The following is a 15,767-nucleotide window of genomic DNA, read 5'->3' on the forward strand; positions in this document are numbered from 1 at the left end:
GAATATTCCGTCTCAAAAAGCATTCGCGAAGTCATTTAGCTATCCGGCCCGTTAATTAAGTGGCCATCCTCAGTCTAATACTCTATTTTTCTAGTCTACTACTTTATTTTCCAGTCTAACACTTTATTTTCTTCTTACATGGGATTCTAGTTGATTACTTTCAAGATAATCATTTCATTCATTCAAACCTCCAGTACGAACTAGTCTAAAGTCGAGGCAACAAACTCGACTGCGGTGCGAATTTATTTTTTACTATATCTGGTAAAGTTAAGAAATGTTATAAATAGTCGGCCTGAGAAACGGCGGAAGGTGGCGTCATGATGGAGAAGAAAAGGAAGAAGGGTCGGGTTTGGAAAATCATTGGACTTATTTTGGGAGCACTTATAATTGCTTTCGCAACGATTACTTTCATTCAGGTTGATTTCTCTAACCCTAAGGATCTTGAGAAATTCGTCCAGGTCAAAATGAAGAAATCAGGCATGACAGGTATATCCATCGCAATAATCAAAGACAATCAAATTGATCGCATTATTAATTACGGAGACGCCGATAAAGAAAAAGATATACCGATCACAAATGACACGGTATTTCAGATTGCTTCCGTTTCCAAAACAGTGACTGCCACGGCCGTCATGCAGCTTGTTGAGAAAGGAACCATTCAGCTGGATGATGACATAAATACGTTTTTGCCGATAAGTATTGTTCATCCTAAATTTCCAGACACTCCCATTACATTCCGCATGCTGTTAAACCATACTTCAGGAATTGATAACAATTGGAAGCTGTACGACAGCCTCTACACTTCGAACAGCGGTGGTGGCGACTCAACGGTTACACTCGCGCAGTTCATGAAGGAATTTCTCGTTCCGGGAGAAAAATGGTACGACGAAGAAAAAAACTTTACGAAAGATAAACCTGGTTCGGCGTTCAACTACAGCAATGTCGGATATGGTTTACTCGGCTATTTAGTCGAAGAGATTACCAAAACACCTTTTCCGGAATATACGCAGCAGCATATCTTTGACCCGGTGGGCATGAAGCATACCAAATGGCTGCATAAAGATTTATTAAGCAATGACGTACTTGCCGTGCAATATGATGCAAAACATAAACCGCTGATGCCCTATTCGTTCCCGACTTATCCAGACGGTACGCTGAAGACAACGACTACCGAATTTGCTAAGTTCTATCTTGCCATCATGAACGGCGGGAAGGCCGAGAACGGAACCATCCTATCGCATGCCACATTTGATGAGATGTTCAAACCTCAGTCGGATAATGGCAATCAGGCACTCGGATGGAACTATTCAGCGCTGGATAGTCTTTACTTGAAAGGTGTCAGCAAGGGCAAGGTTATCGGACACAACGGCTCTGATCCCGGAGTGCTCACGATAACGATGTTTAATCCAGACAACAAGTCGGGTTTGATCCTCTTTTTTAATCATGAGCTGAGCTTAAGTTTAAAATCGCTGAATCTTCATGCAATGGTCAAGCGCCTAGTTAAAGAATCGGGTATGTAAGAACATAAAATTCTATACATGTAGGAAAGGAGGAGCTGCGCTTGCATGCTGCTCCTCCCTTCTTAATAAGAAGTTACTCCTTCACATATCTGAAGCCGATGGTTTCCAACCCGCTTCTTGCGACCAAATATGTGCTTTCTGAATGATATCCCAAACGATTGGCCCTTTGCCTTCTACATACTTGGAGCGTTCATCCTTATAAAGCTCAAACAATCGATGTTTCTCCCGAGCGTATCTAAAACAGTCCTCAGGGTGCGCACGCAAATAATCTCTAAACAATAAAGTTAATTGTTCTGAAAAACTACCTGACTGCCGTACATGAATATGCGTTCTTCGACTGCCCGGTATTTCTCGAAAATACTTTTTCGTTTTATCTGCGTTTTCTTCTCGATATACGAAGCCTATTTTCTCCATCTCACTCTTATGATTTATGATCGTTTCAAAATCAATAACGGATAATTGAATATCAATAATGGGCTTCGCATCTAAACCAACAATCGAAGTTGAGCCAACATGGTCAATACGAACGACCAAATCTCCCAAAGCATTTCTTATTTTTAGAGCGATATCATTAAATCGATTTTTCCATTCTGGATCATGTTTTGCAATTATCCATTGTTCCTCCATAATGAGCTCCTTATGTTGCTGTTCTCTAATAAAATCTTATCACTCAAAAGCATTTATGAATTCATTGGAACATGCTTGCCAGCAAGCTCCTTCAGTTTCTCTACGATCTGTTCTTCGCAATTGCCCGCGAGCGGAATCACTTCCGATGCATAAGGAGCCAGCTCATCATGATGGCCAATCATAACCGCATGTTTCGCGTTTTGAAACATCGAAATGTCGTTGGCATCGTTCCCAAATGCAATAAATTGTTTGGCTTCCACCCCTAATTTTTGCAGGGCACTCCATTTATGAATATTAGTTGGACTAATATCAATGACACCTTCATTACGATGCCTGTGAATAACAACTTCTAGGCTTGCAAGCTTTTGTTCCAAAACTTCTATATCATTCGCGGTAAGGATTAGTATTTTTACGATGGTCTCCAGCGACTCTACTGCAACAAGCTTAGCAAGCTTGGAGGCATCAACATTTTTTAATATCGGATGATCTAAAGAACCGGTGTAGGCATAATCCCAATGGCTATCAATCAAATATGTCGCTTGATGCGCTTCAATATGCTTTAACATGTTAAGGCGTAAATCTTCATTAAAAGTTTCTATAGCGATCATGCTGCCATCCTTAGAAATAAGAGAACCATTTCCTCCTATAAGAGAAAAGTTGTGAAAACGTTGATGAAGAACAGGAAGCATATCTCGAATGGGACGAGCGGAAGCAAAAATAACTTCATGCCCTGCTTGAGTTAATTCCTCCAAACCACTTAAAATCTTTTCTGAAACAGGCTGTCCTTTAAAGCAGATGGTTCCATCTAAATCAAAAACAAAAATCATAAGTAATCCCCTACTTCCAAATGAATGTCATGTACTATTTGATTATAAATAGATATAATTAGATTCAATTAGTTTACTGCAAAAGCTTTGGAATTTCTAGACAATGTCTCTAATGAAGCCACCAAAGTAATAGACTGATTAAATGATCAAGCTTATAATAAGTGTTCATACGAACGCTTTATTAATTAGTTAAGGAAATGGGGAGAGCAAATGATACAAAAAGCAACGTTTGCCGGGGGCTGTTTCTGGTGTATGGTAAGTCCTTTTGAAGAACAGCCCGGCATACATGGCATTCTGTCCGGCTATATGGGCGGAACGCTAGAGAACCCTACTTATGAGCAAGTATTGACTGGTGAAACCGGTCATTTGGAAGTCGTACAAATCACTTATGATTCGGACATCTTCCCATATGAAAAATTGCTTGAGCTTTATTGGCCGCAAATTGACCCTACAGATGCTGTAGGACAAGGCAATGACCGCAAGAGCCAATACCGTGCTGCCATCTTTTATCACACAGAAGAACAGCGCCAGCTTGCTCAATTATCCAAGGAAGAGCTTGGAAAGAGCGGCCGTTTTGACAAGCCGATTGTAATAGAGATTCAAGAAGCGGAAGTATTCTATCCAGCGGAAGAGTATCACCAGAACTATCACCGTAAAAATCCAAAGTTCTATAAGGAATCAAGAGTATATTCTGGCCGTGATGCAATTATCGAGAAATACTGGAAGTAGAATATAACTTTGTTTTATGAATGACAGAAAAAAATAGGGACGCGACACTTTTACGTGTTTGCGTCCCTATTTGATATGAAACGTTCGAAAATAATTTCATACGCCGTTGGTTTTCCGTGACCATTATAATGTGTCGGTAAAACCTGCACTAATCTCCATCCTTCTTTTGCATATTCATCGATCGTTTCCCGATGTTTTGCCTCGGAGAAAAACCCGCCCAATGACGTTTCAACATACATATATTCGTACAAACCTATCGCCTCCTTGTACTATTATTAATCTAGCTCAGCCATTCCAAATTCGCTGTATAATTGGCAATTCACCTTCAAACTGCAAATGATAGACATCAGGATTAGACAAGGCTGCCCATTCCTCAAAACCGAATTTAGTATCATAATGCTTAAGCAGCAAGGACATCAAGTTTCCATGGGTAACGATAGCCACATTGCTAAACTGGCTATTTCTCACATCGGTTATTACCGCTAAGGCACGATTCATCGCAGAAGTACTGGATTCGCCGCCTTCATAACATATCTCCAGATCTGTAAAAGTATGACGAAGCATTTCAAGCCAGTTAACATTGCTTTCGCCACATAAAACCCGTTCTGACAAACGGTCATCCACATGACAGTTTACCTGAATTTTTTCAGCTAATGGAGAAATAGATTGAATGGCCCTTAGGAACGGACTCGAAATGATATGCTCGATATGTTTGCCATGCAGAAATTCAGCTACTCGCTCAGCTTGCAGATAACCTTCTTCAGTAAGCTTAGCACTTGGCAATTGCCCTTCTGCCTTGCAGTGTCTGACTATGTAGATGTTCAAGAGTACCCCTCCGCCTCTATAAATTGATTAGTTCTGTTTTTTCTATATTCCGAAGGAGTAATGCCTGCAATGGCTTTAAATGATGAAGAGAAATAATGCTGGTCGGCAAAATTCAGCTTTGTAGATATCTCGTTGATGTTTAGATTCGTGTTAAGCAAATATTGCTTGGCGAGCTCTATTTTGCGATTGCGAAAATAAGTATACGGCGTTATACCATAACATTCTCGGAATAATTTAATAATGTAATTTTTCGAATAACCAAGCTGCAATGAAACATCGTTAATATCGATAGCATTCTCGATGTTTAAATCCAAACATTGTTTAATACGCTCAGGAATAGAGAGCACTTTATTTTCCAAATGGTTTTTTAAATGCAATATGATTTTTAACACAATAACTGAAATCTCATCTGTAATATCAGAGTAGTTTTTTTGATTGGCAGACGCAATATTAATAATTTCATTCATATAAGAAAGAATGTTGCAATCTTTCACAATATAGGTGTCTTCTGGCAAGTAATGCTTAAATAAACTTTCAGCAAAATCCCCATTAAAAACGACCCATATTTTAACCCACGGATTTTCCTCGCTGGAATAATACTTATGATAACTATTTTTAGTTAAGAGATATACATCATTTTTCTGAGGATACAGCGTTTGGGATTCTATCTCGAGCACACCGCTTCCATCCATTATATACTCGAATGAAAATAAATTTTCACCTTTTCTCTCGATGATATAATTCTTGTCGCAATAAGAAATTCCTGCCATTACGATGTTCAATGGAAGTTTAGGATCTAGCAGATGCCAAAAGCTATAAACAGTTTCTTTCATTTTGATATTCCTCACATCTATTGTGATAACTTCTATTATCAGACCGTAATTTGTATGATAAATTGTATATTACAGCAACAGATAACATTATTCAATCGTTTTGCATTTCATTCATTTTCATCTAACTTAGGAGGAATTACTATGATTATGCGAGCTCCAGCTGTCCCACTTATAACTGTAGATCCTTATTTTTCTGTTTGGTCTATGGCTAACGAACTGAATGAAGCTGATACCAAACATTGGACGGGCCAACCTCATAAATTAGTCGGTACCGCTGTGGTTAACGGAAAAGAATATTGTTTTATGGGCAGCAATGATAATGGTATAAAAATGAAACAAACAGGTGTAGATATTAATGCATTATCCAGCAAATATCGTTTTACATCTGATGAAATCCATTTACTCGTTACGTTTACTACCCCTCTTTTAATGGATGATTTAAAGCTTATGTCTAGACCTGTGTCTTATATTCATGTACAAGCCGAATCTAACAATGGCGAAGCACATGATGTGACTATAAAAATAAATGTCGATGATGAGTTATGTCAAAACTTTAAATATGAATTCCCAGTCGATTACAAAGATATTAGCGAGCCGGATTTTACCTGCGGCAAGATTGGAAGCAAATTTCAAAATGTTTTAAATAGAGCTGGTGATGATCTTAGAATTAACTGGGGTTATTTATACCTCGCTTCTAATCATGAAAAGGCTTCTGTCGTCGATGTAGCCAATACACATGAATACGGTACGGTAAGCCATAACATTGAGCTGTCTATCCCTGTAAATACAGGTGAAAACGCAAATGCGCTTTTTGCTGTTGCATATGATGACATCAAAGCAATTGAGTATTTTAATGAGCCGCTTAATGCTTATTGGAAAAAAGACGGTGAAACCATCGAAGATGCCTTGAAGCAGGCTCTAACTGAGTACGACAACCTATTTGAAAAGTGTGAACAGTTCTCATCCACTCTATTTGCAGAAGCTGCAGAATCAGGCAACGAGAAGTACGCGGAACTAGTATCCTTAGCCTACAGACAAGCTATTGCAGGTCATAAGGTTTGTGCGGATATCGATGGAAACGTTCTCTTTATATCCAAAGAAAATTTCAGCAATGGCTGTGCAGCTACGGTAGACGTTACGTATCCATCCATACCGCAATTTTTGATTTACAACCCAGAGCTCGTTAAGGGGATGCTGCGCCCTATTTTTAAATACGCTGCTACTGATATTTGGTATTATGATTTTGCACCACACGATGCGGGAACCTATCCACTCGTTAACGGCCAAGTCTATAGTCACGGCACATGCCCTACTTGGCAAATGCCCGTTGAAGAATGTGGAAATATGCTGATTTGCACAGCTGCTGTTGCGGTCACGGAGAATGATGTATCTTTTGCCAAAGAGAACTGGGACCATCTTGAGAAATGGTGCAATTATTTAATCAACAATGGTGTAGATCCTGACAACCAGCTGTGTACGGATGATTTTGCAGGGCATCTCGCGCATAACTGTAACTTATCGATTAAGGCTATTATGGGTATCGCAAGCTTTGCGATTCTAAATCGTATGGCTGGAGACGAGAAAAAGTCAGAGGAATTAATGAATGTTGCAAAAGGAATGATAGATAACTGGCTCGTCATGGCTGCTAATGAAGACGGAACCTACCGTTTAGCATTTGACCGTCCTGATTCCTTCAGCATGAAATACAATGCGGTATGGGATCAATTATTCGGTCTCGAATTGTTCCCTAAAGATACATTTAAAGCTGAGACTAAAGCCTATTTGGAGAAACATTCAGGTGAGTTTGGCCTCATGCTTGATAATCGTGACACTTACACCAAATCGGATTGGATCGTTTGGAGTGCGACGCTCTGCGACAATAAGGAAGATTTCAATTCCATTGTAGACCGCCTCTGGCATGCATATGATAAAACAGAGAGCCGCGTTCCAATGAGCGATTGGTATTCAACAAGCACTGCAAAGATGGTAGGCTTCCAAAACCGTACCGTTCAAGGCGGATTATTTATTAAAATGCTTATGGATAAAGAGATTTGTAAAATCAAGTAGATCGTATAATTAAAGGCGACCCTTAGCGGTCGCCTTTTCCATTTCATCCATTTGCATTAATTTAATATCTGATTGTTTATATGATGTTCCATATGCACTAGATAGTCGTGAAAAAGCCATACCAATGTCATAAGTTGATGATATCAACTCTGAACGTTAGCGGAAAATCTCCTCACTTAAAGCAAAGTCAACTGCACACTCCGCATGAATTCTTGCTGTATCATATAATGGGACAGTGCAATTTTCTTGCGATACGAGCAGTGTTATTTCTGTACACCCAAGAATGATAGCTTCTGCTCCCTGCTCACTAAGACGATTAATGATCTTTAAATATGATTCTCTGGATTGTTCGTTTATGATTCCAAGGCAAAGCTCTTCATAGACGATATCATGTATAATCTTTCGTTCTGACTCATTAGGAATAATGACATCAAGCCCAAACTTTTCGCTTAGTCTTCCCTTGTAAAATTGCTGTTCCATTGTAAAAGCCGTACCAAGCAAAGCAACCTTCTTTATTCCATCTTTAATTATCTCATTTGCTGTTGCATCTGCGATATGAAGCAGTGGGATGGATACCGCATCCTCTACTTCTTTGGCCATTTTGTGCATCGTATTCGTACATATAATAATGAACTCTGCTCCGGATAATTCTAGTTTTTGTGCACAATCAATCATGATCGCAGTTGCTTCGTCCCACTTCCCCTGTTCCTGGAGAGTCTTGATTTCTTCGAAATCTACTGAATACATGATACTTTTTGCAGAATGAAGTTTCCCTAACTTTTCTTTTACCTTTTGATTAATGGTTTGGTAATAAAGCACAGATGACTCCCAGCTCATGCCGCCTATCAGACCTATTGTCTTCACGGTGAAGCACCTCCAATGAATGTTATTCTGTTAGCAATTATCTTCAACTATAATCTTCTATCATAAAAATTTTTCCGTCTACCAGCCCAAATATTGATTTTCCTTTTAACTGTATTTTGTCTCCTGCGCCTAATCCGTTAGGCAAATCAACAGCAAGTGTTCCTTCATAATCAATCTGCACTTCTACTTTGTCCTTTACAGCATGATAGCTCATGATTGTCTGACAGCGGCTAGAGAACATCTTTGAGGATTTTTCCGCCAATTGTATAAACTCTTGTATACCTCTGGTTTCAGTGTTAATTTCGCCATTGGAAACATTCCTGAATATAATATCGATATGCAAAAACTTAACCATTCCCGCTACATCTAATGAATTATAAGCAGCAACATAATTATTAATGATTGCTTTATCCGCTTCACTAACCATGATCATTGTCACCTCACATTTTAGCCTTACACCCATCGCTCATTTCGAATAACACTTTTTTTGTTTACAGCCATATATGACTTTAGAATCAAAATCGTGGTTAGTTAAAATACGTTCATAGTCAGCAGGATCGAGCTTACTTAGGTCGTCTACAAATGCAACGGCTGCGGCTTTACTATCTTTCTGATTAGGGTCGCCTCCGATGGCAAAACCCGAAGGGCCCTGATACGCTGTAAACAACCACTTGTTGTTTGCATGATCCTTAGCCTCAAATAAATACGAATAAGCATTTTCATCATCATCCGTCTCAATTAAAGGAGTACCGAATAACGTTATCAATTTACCACGATACATAGCTAATTCTTCACTATTTGTGCTTATGTGCATGATTTGTGAAGTTAGATTAAGCCTATTTTTCTCTTTGATAAGTGTATAGTCTAAATCACTATATTCCTTAGCTTTAGCAGCGCTGCCATCATCAATGGCTGCTGTTCGCCAGTTGTGTATAATTTTCATAAAATTCTTCGTACCTGGAGTGACATAATAACTAGCTTCTGGCAGCTTATCTTTTTTTCTTTCCAATTCAATAACTAAATTTCGTTTACGTGAAGGACCATTATATTTGCCCACATATTGAAAAGTAGTTAAAGAGTCGAGACACCATAACTTACAATCCTGACGAACGATATCCATTGCATCGTTAATCTCTCTCTGACTAGCCTGATCACGACCATTTACAAAATAGAAAACAAGCATCATTAACAATACAGCTAATACTATAGTCAGCAGCCTTCTAGACATATTCATTTTCTAAAATGGAATATTGATAGGAATCATGCCATTTTTCGTTATGGCGCATATGCTCCCTAATATGTCCTTCATATTTCATCCCTATTTTTTGCAGCACTTTAGCCGATCCAATATTATCTGGGCGACAGGTTGCATATATTCGATGAAGATTGAGCTCACGGAATCCAAATTCAAGCAAGGCAGCCGCAGCCTCTGATGCGAAGCCACTTCCCCAATAGTTATGATTAAAGCAATAACCAAGCTCTCCTTGTGAAGGTTTGATGATGTGAATTCCACAACCACCGATCAACTGATTGTTCTCTTTCATGACCACTGCGAGTTCATAACCAAGTCGAGGCTGTTGCTTTTGCATATCGGCTATCATATTCATATAGCTTTGTGTATCCTCTTTCGAGTTTGGTCCCCATAACATGTACTTCACTACGACCGGATTCGATGCATACACATGTATATCTTCGAAATCATTGGTTACAAAATCTCTTAAAATTAACCGTTCCGTCTCAATGATCACATTCAGCAACCCCCTTGGTTATTTAATTTTTAGTATATTTTACTATGAAATCCCTTTAAACTCTACTATCTTCCTGTTCTTTCGTGCGGTCAGCCCAGTTCTTATTGCTCCCAATTCTCCAACCATTGCTGGACATAATTTACGAATCGCCTTGCGGAGGGTGATGCATTTTTCATGGATTGGACGGCAATTCCGAGTGAACGGTAGCTGCGCTCCTCTAGTTCCATCACGCACACCTTATGGTCGCGCCCTTGAAGAACAAGCTCAGGGAGGATACTGACGCCAAGCCCATTCTCCACCATGGCAATAATCGCAAAATCATCCCCTAACGAAAACTTAATATTGGGTTTAATCGATGCGTGATCTAGAACCCGCCTGACATCATAATCAGAACCTTCGCTCGAAATGATGAACGGTTCATTTTCGAGTTTGGCTAATGGCAAATAGGACAGCTCACTTAGAGGATGATCCAGCGGTAAAATAGCCAGCATTCGGTCCTTCTTTAGAGGAATAACCTCAAATGTGCCGCGAGTTGGAATAGATATGAAGCCACAGTCAATTTGACCTTCTTCAATCCAGCTTTCTATTTCCTGATAGTCGCCTTCCATCAGCTTAATTTCAATGGTCGGATACTCTTTCTGAAACTGCTTAATCATGCCAGGAAGCCAATGAACCGATACGCTGGTGAAGGTGCCTATACGGATCGTACCTGCCTCCAAACCATGGATTGATGACACGACCTGTTTCAACTGTTCGTTCCAGTTTAATATTTCACGAATTGGCTTTAGCATCTGCTCTCCATTTGCCGTTAATTTTATCCCCGACCGTCCTCGGAGCAGGAGGGCAAAACCCAATTCTATTTCCAAGCTTTTGATCATATGACTTACGCCCGATTGCGTGAATCCTAGCAGATCAGCAGCTTTTGTCAGACTCCCTTGTTCAACTACTTTCATGAAAACTTCGTATTTATTAATACTCATCGATAGCCCGCCTTTAACATGAGGTTTACTAATGTATATCATAACAAACATTCAATATACTTGTTAATCCTTCCTTAGTATACTGTGTTAGTACTTGGTATCCACCCAGTTCGATTACTAACACTTGCTAAACAAAGGATGGTACAGATTGAAGCCGCTGAAAGCCGATTTTCTTATTTTAATGATTACGTTATGTTGGGGTTCATCCTACATTTTTATGAAGCTGGGGCTGAATTCAATTGAAGAATTTAATTTGATTGCTCTTCGCTGCGGGTTTGCGTTCCTTTTATCGGCCGCCCTCTTCCACAAAAGCTTGCGTCAAACCGATCTGAAGACGTTAAAATATGCAGCATTGCTTGGATTATTATTATTTGGTGTATTTACAGGCATTATGTTTGGTCTAAAAACGACCACAACTTCTAACGCCGGATTTTTAATTAGCTTAACCGTTATATTTGTCCCTTTAATTTATGTCACCGTGTTCAAGAAAAAACTTAAGCTTAGCCTCGTCATTGGGGTTTGCCTTGCTATTATAGGTATTGGATTTCTTACATTAAACAGCGAGCTGCGAATATATCCGGGAGATTTCTTATGTATGATGGGGGCTCTATTGTATGCCATACATATTCTAATTACCGATTCTGCGGCGAAAACAACGAATACATTGAACTTAGGCATCTTACAATTGGGATTCGCAGGTGCTTATGGCTTGTTCTTCTCTTTTCTATTCGAAACGCCCAAACTTCCTAATACATCAGAAGGATGGGTAGCCGTACTCGTATTAAGTATCGTGTGCAGTGCATTTGGCTATGTGGTTCAGCCCTTAGCTCAGAAATATACGACTCCTATCCGAACCGGGCTTATTTTTTCGCTCGAACCGCTGTTTGCAGCCTTGTTCGGGTTTGTATTCATCAATGAAATATTGCCATTCAAAGGTTATATCGGCGCAGCGCTTGTATTACTCGGTGTTCTCGTATCCGGATGGCACGGTAGCAATAAGAAACAGAAGCAATTAGCTGTTTCATGAGAAAAAGGCAGCCAATTACCCTTGGCTGCCTTTTTCTTTATAGCATTAATTGACATTGTGCAGTGCGTCGAGTGCAGCTTGTTTATCTTTTAGAAAGAAAACCTGCTTCCCCTTATTGCATTCATAAATAAAATCCTTCAAGCTTTTGCTTTCATAACCATCAAAATCTCCAACGATTGCGATTTTAACTTGATAATTCGTGTACTTCTGCAAAATCTCCCCGGCAAGCTTTGTTTTTAAATCAAAAAATTCCTCTGTTATATTCGCTTTGTGGATCAATAGTTTATGGCAGCCATCTGTATAATTCACAGTTGCCATCAAGTCCAGTGCCCCTTGCACGTCGCTTATAACAATTTCTGTGCTCTCTATAATTGCAACTTTGGAATTCCCCTTCTGATCAATTTCGATTTCCATCATTACTCCACCTTTCGCTAATATTCCATACTTTAACACATACCCTCCATCTGATAAATAAAAGGGCAGAAAAACGCAAAAAAAGCCCGTATTTTACAAATCTATAATCGATAAAAAATGGTAAGTTTGAAGCAATCAATAGGACGAGAAAAGGAGGTAATTTGAGAAGCAGCTATGGAGCAATACTTCCCTACTTTGCATGATAAGAATGAGAAATCAGGAGGCTTAACGATGAAAAGAGTACTAGGAATACTTTTGGCCATGTTTGTGTTTGCAGGCACGATTGTTATACCCGCAAATGCTCGTGCTGCTGATGCAGTAGTGGACGGTCACGGATTGCTGGGCGAGTTTTTTAAATGTGAAAAGAACCCTAACAATCGTGAAGATATTACTATTTTTAATTTTAATGATTTTCGAGGAGAAAGAGCGGTCTCCAATCTAAACGGCGATTCTTTTGCAAGCATTTTCAATCAGCTCTCAGGAACCCCCGATTTTAATACAGCACGTTTTACAGGTACAATCGTTCCAAAATATTCAGAAGACTACACCTTCCATATGGTTGGTGATGATGGTTTCAGACTATGGGTTAATGGAGCATTGATCATTGACTTCTGGCAGCAAGCATGGGAAAAACCACAAGTTAGCACCTCTATTTCATTAGAAGCAGGCAAACATTACGATATTAAAGTTGAATACTTGCAAGGCTGGGGAGGCACTTGGCTTAAGATGGAATGGGAAAGCGCTAGCCAAAGCAGAGAGGTCGTGCCAGAATCAGCACTTTATTTGCCTACAGATCGTGTACTCACGACTAAGAAAGCTGATTTGACCGCAGAAATTCAAAAGGTAGATTACTTAACAGAAAACTTTGCAGACAAAGTAGCAGAAAGCGTAGTAAACAACTTAAACGCTGCTAAAATAACTGCGACAGAGCTTCTTGCCACTATTGATGACAAAGAAATTAGTGATTTAGATAAGGTTGCTTTGCTCGATGATGCAATAAAGACCGTATCGATTGCCCGTTCTGACTTTATGAAAGAAATGGGAGTTACTAGCTCCTCCGTATCTGATAAATTTAACAACCCGCTGTATCAAGGACAGGACCCCTTTGTAACGTACAAAGATGGTTTTTATTACTTTGTTTCTTCAAGCAATTTAGACTCCAACAATAAAGTTTATGTATCCAAGTCTCGTACCCTGTTAGACCAAGGCGAAAAAATTATGGTATTCGATTCCCAAGGAACACAAACTCGGATTTTTGCACCTGAGCTCTTCTTCTTTGATGGCAAATGGTATATCTATTATTGCGCTGACTTAAAAGAGTTTGATTACAAGCATATGGCAACGGTTTTGGAATCTGTGACGGACGACCCGCAAGGAGCGTACGTAGATAAAGGCGCCATATATGCAGGTGAAAACGGTGTTTATAAACAAGCCAATGATTTCACGGTCTTCGACTACAAAGGACAACTGTATGCAGTTTGGGGCACTTTAGGCTCCGGCGAACCCATTGGCCCTGCAATTGCTCCAATGGATAACCCCTATACAATTACAGCAGACCGCTCCTTCCTGCCAGGCGGCGGCGGTGAAGGCCCTCGTGTATTGCAAAAGGATGGGAAAGCATTTATTACCATGTCCGAAGGTGATTATGCATCAAATGGCTATCGTTTATCTTATTTTATGAATACCGATGGCGATTTTTTGAACCCGGATTCTTGGACGCGCACAAATGATGTTTTCGTTGCTACAGATGATGTTTCCGGCCCTGCCAGAGCAGGTTTTGTCAAATCGGCAGATGGCAAGGAAGATTGGATGATTTATCATTCGCGCGTATATCAAGATACTGGGCGCAACTGGTGGCGGCAGGTCAATATTCAAAAATTTGGTTGGAATGCAGATGGAACACCTCATTTCGGTATCCCTGTATCGCCATATGAATGGCAGGACTTGCCTTCTGGTGATTTAGGACTCGGAGATATGTATCAAGCTGAAGATGCTATTCTTTATGGTGAGATTACGAAAGACAACAGTCATGCAAATTATCAAGGAACGGGTTATATTAACCTGCCCAAAAAAGCTGGTGCAGAAGCCAGTTTTGTAGTGAATGCAGCTGAAGATGGTGATTACATCGTGGGTGTTAGATACGCTTATGGTGTGCAGGTCGATGGTGAATCTACAAATAATCCTACGACACAGTTGCCCGCAAGAGCAAACATCAATGTATATGTAAATGGCATACAAGTAAAAACGATTGGCCCAGATAAAACGGCGATCAGCTGGGATGAATGGTTTACCGCTTCTGAGCGTTTACGCTTAAAGGCTGGCAAAAATGTGATCAGTTATCGTATTGATAATGGTTCGATTGGCAATGTGAATTTGGACTTTTTGACGATGTATAAAGCCGATGTTCCTAACCTCAATCCCCCTGCTGAAGACGAATTAACGGGGACACTTACAGGTGCTTCACACCTTTCATTAGGTGAAAGCCTCGAAGTAAATTACGGGTTAACGCATGTGTCGACTAAATCAGAGGATGCCATTTATGCTCAGGATCTCACATTTGATTATGATGCCGACAAGCTCGCATTTGTTTCGGCGGAGTCCATAAAGAATGGTCTTATCGTTATTGATTCTAAAACGGACGTTCCCGGACAAATTCGGATTTTGCTTGCAAGTCAAGGTGCAGATCATGCTGTCATCGCCGATGGAGAATTGCTTAAATTAAACTGGAAAGCGATTAAAGAGTCATCTAATACGAGTATTACACTCTCGCAAGCGAAGCTTGCCAATTCAGCAGGCGTGGAGACGACACTTGCTCCTGTCACGCATAATGTTAAAGTCACGAGCACGATTGAGCTGAACAAAGAAGCTTTGAACGCCTTAATTGCACAATCAGAGGCAGCCGTTCAAGCAGCTGTAGAAGGCAGTTCGCCAGGACAATACCCTGTTGGTTCCAAAGCCGCTTTGCAAGTAGCGATTAATACAGCCAAAGCAGCAGCCGATAAAGCTGTAAACCAAGCGGAAATTGATCAAGCGGTTACCGCCTTGAATCAAGCACTGCAAGCATTTAAAAACGCAGTCCATGTCCCAACATCAGGAGACACGAATTCAGATGGAAAAGTGACCGTTGGTGATCTTGGTATTGCAGCAGCCAGCTATGGCAAAAATTCAACTAGCCCTGATTGGAATGCGATCAAAAAAGCAGATATCAACCATGATGGCGTCATCGATATTGTTGATCTGGCCTTTATTGCAAAAACGATTGTACAATAAAGTTATCCATTCAATCATCAATTAAAAAAAGCCTCC

The 15,767-nt window shown here is 40.0% G+C and carries 16 protein-coding genes; 5 read left to right on the plus strand and 11 right to left on the minus strand.

Features of this window, described 5'->3' with window-relative positions; translation table 11 throughout:
- Window positions 1-317: 317 nt before the first annotated feature.
- Window positions 318-1,520 (plus strand): serine hydrolase domain-containing protein, encoded by a 1,203-nt coding sequence (locus AC1DOV_RS28455; RefSeq protein WP_477551629.1) that lies wholly within the window; start codon window positions 318-320, stop codon window positions 1,518-1,520.
- An 81-nt stretch (window positions 1,521-1,601) separates the two neighbouring features.
- Here the strand turns inward: AC1DOV_RS28455 and AC1DOV_RS28460 are convergent, their stop codons facing one another.
- Complete coding sequence (locus tag AC1DOV_RS28460) at window positions 1,602-2,147, minus strand: GrpB family protein (protein WP_477551630.1); 546 nt, start codon at window positions 2,145-2,147, stop codon at window positions 1,602-1,604.
- Between the two features lie 53 nt (window positions 2,148-2,200).
- Window positions 2,201-2,974, minus strand: a complete 774-nt coding sequence (locus tag AC1DOV_RS28465) for an HAD-IIB family hydrolase (RefSeq protein ID WP_477551631.1) — start codon at window positions 2,972-2,974, stop codon at window positions 2,201-2,203.
- Window positions 2,975-3,187: 213 nt separating this feature from the next.
- Here AC1DOV_RS28465 and msrA point away from each other — a divergent pair, with 213 nt between their 5' ends.
- Window positions 3,188-3,703: a peptide-methionine (S)-S-oxide reductase MsrA gene (gene msrA, locus AC1DOV_RS28470; RefSeq protein WP_339209569.1), complete on the plus strand. Its 516-nt coding sequence runs from the start codon at window positions 3,188-3,190 to the stop codon at window positions 3,701-3,703.
- A gap of 50 nt (window positions 3,704-3,753) precedes the next feature.
- Here msrA and AC1DOV_RS28475 read toward each other — a convergent pair whose 3' ends face one another.
- The 3 genes from AC1DOV_RS28475 to AC1DOV_RS28485 are packed head-to-tail and all read right to left on the minus strand — an operon-like array spanning window position 3,754 to window position 5,361.
- The gene (locus AC1DOV_RS28475) at window positions 3,754-3,954 is read right to left on the minus strand and encodes a DUF4177 domain-containing protein (protein ID WP_477551632.1); all 201 of its coding nucleotides are present in this window, start codon (window positions 3,952-3,954) and stop codon (window positions 3,754-3,756) included.
- 34 nt (window positions 3,955-3,988) lie between these two features.
- Window positions 3,989-4,528 (minus strand): histidine phosphatase family protein, encoded by a 540-nt coding sequence (locus tag AC1DOV_RS28480; RefSeq protein ID WP_477551633.1) that lies wholly within the window; start codon window positions 4,526-4,528, stop codon window positions 3,989-3,991.
- On the minus strand, window positions 4,525-5,361 hold the full coding sequence (locus AC1DOV_RS28485) for an AraC family transcriptional regulator (protein ID WP_477551634.1): 837 nt from the start codon (window positions 5,359-5,361) through the stop codon (window positions 4,525-4,527). The genes AC1DOV_RS28480 and AC1DOV_RS28485 overlap by 4 nt, the downstream gene beginning before the upstream one ends.
- Before the next feature lie 141 nt (window positions 5,362-5,502).
- Between AC1DOV_RS28485 and AC1DOV_RS28490 the strand changes: the two genes are divergently transcribed.
- The gene (locus AC1DOV_RS28490; protein WP_477551635.1) at window positions 5,503-7,428 is read left to right on the plus strand and encodes a glutaminase domain-containing protein; all 1,926 of its coding nucleotides are present in this window, start codon (window positions 5,503-5,505) and stop codon (window positions 7,426-7,428) included.
- A gap of 156 nt (window positions 7,429-7,584) precedes the next feature.
- Here AC1DOV_RS28490 and AC1DOV_RS28495 read toward each other — a convergent pair whose 3' ends face one another.
- The 5 genes from AC1DOV_RS28495 to AC1DOV_RS28515 form a co-directional block, all read right to left on the minus strand.
- Window positions 7,585-8,292, minus strand: a complete 708-nt coding sequence (locus AC1DOV_RS28495) for an aspartate/glutamate racemase family protein (RefSeq protein WP_477551636.1) — start codon at window positions 8,290-8,292, stop codon at window positions 7,585-7,587.
- 43 nt (window positions 8,293-8,335) lie between these two features.
- Window positions 8,336-8,719, minus strand: coding sequence for a nuclear transport factor 2 family protein (locus AC1DOV_RS28500; RefSeq protein ID WP_477551637.1), 384 nt, complete (start codon window positions 8,717-8,719; stop codon window positions 8,336-8,338).
- A 39-nt stretch (window positions 8,720-8,758) separates the two neighbouring features.
- Complete coding sequence (locus AC1DOV_RS28505; protein WP_477551638.1) at window positions 8,759-9,520, minus strand: hypothetical protein; 762 nt, start codon at window positions 9,518-9,520, stop codon at window positions 8,759-8,761.
- On the minus strand, window positions 9,513-10,040 hold the full coding sequence (locus AC1DOV_RS28510; RefSeq protein WP_477551639.1) for a GNAT family N-acetyltransferase: 528 nt from the start codon (window positions 10,038-10,040) through the stop codon (window positions 9,513-9,515). The genes AC1DOV_RS28505 and AC1DOV_RS28510 overlap by 8 nt, the downstream gene beginning before the upstream one ends.
- Window positions 10,041-10,141: 101 nt before the next feature.
- Window positions 10,142-11,020 (minus strand): LysR family transcriptional regulator, encoded by an 879-nt coding sequence (locus AC1DOV_RS28515; protein WP_339208447.1) that lies wholly within the window; start codon window positions 11,018-11,020, stop codon window positions 10,142-10,144.
- A 148-nt stretch (window positions 11,021-11,168) separates the two neighbouring features.
- On the opposite strand from AC1DOV_RS28515, the gene AC1DOV_RS28520 reads away from it, so the two are divergent.
- Entirely contained in the window at window positions 11,169-12,047 is an 879-nt protein-coding gene (locus tag AC1DOV_RS28520) for a DMT family transporter (RefSeq protein WP_441911789.1), read from the plus strand.
- A 45-nt stretch (window positions 12,048-12,092) separates the two neighbouring features.
- Here the strand turns inward: AC1DOV_RS28520 and AC1DOV_RS28525 are convergent, their stop codons facing one another.
- Window positions 12,093-12,461 carry a DUF4180 domain-containing protein gene (locus AC1DOV_RS28525; RefSeq protein WP_475448452.1) on the minus strand — a complete coding sequence of 123 codons (369 nt, stop codon included), beginning with the start codon at window positions 12,459-12,461 and terminating at the stop codon, window positions 12,093-12,095.
- A 231-nt stretch (window positions 12,462-12,692) separates the two neighbouring features.
- Between AC1DOV_RS28525 and AC1DOV_RS28530 the strand changes: the two genes are divergently transcribed.
- On the plus strand, window positions 12,693-15,731 hold the full coding sequence (locus AC1DOV_RS28530) for a family 43 glycosylhydrolase (RefSeq protein WP_477551640.1): 3,039 nt from the start codon (window positions 12,693-12,695) through the stop codon (window positions 15,729-15,731).
- Window positions 15,732-15,767: the final 36 nt, after the last annotated feature.

The sequence above is a fragment of the Paenibacillus sp. 01T47 genome (assembly GCF_056398245.1).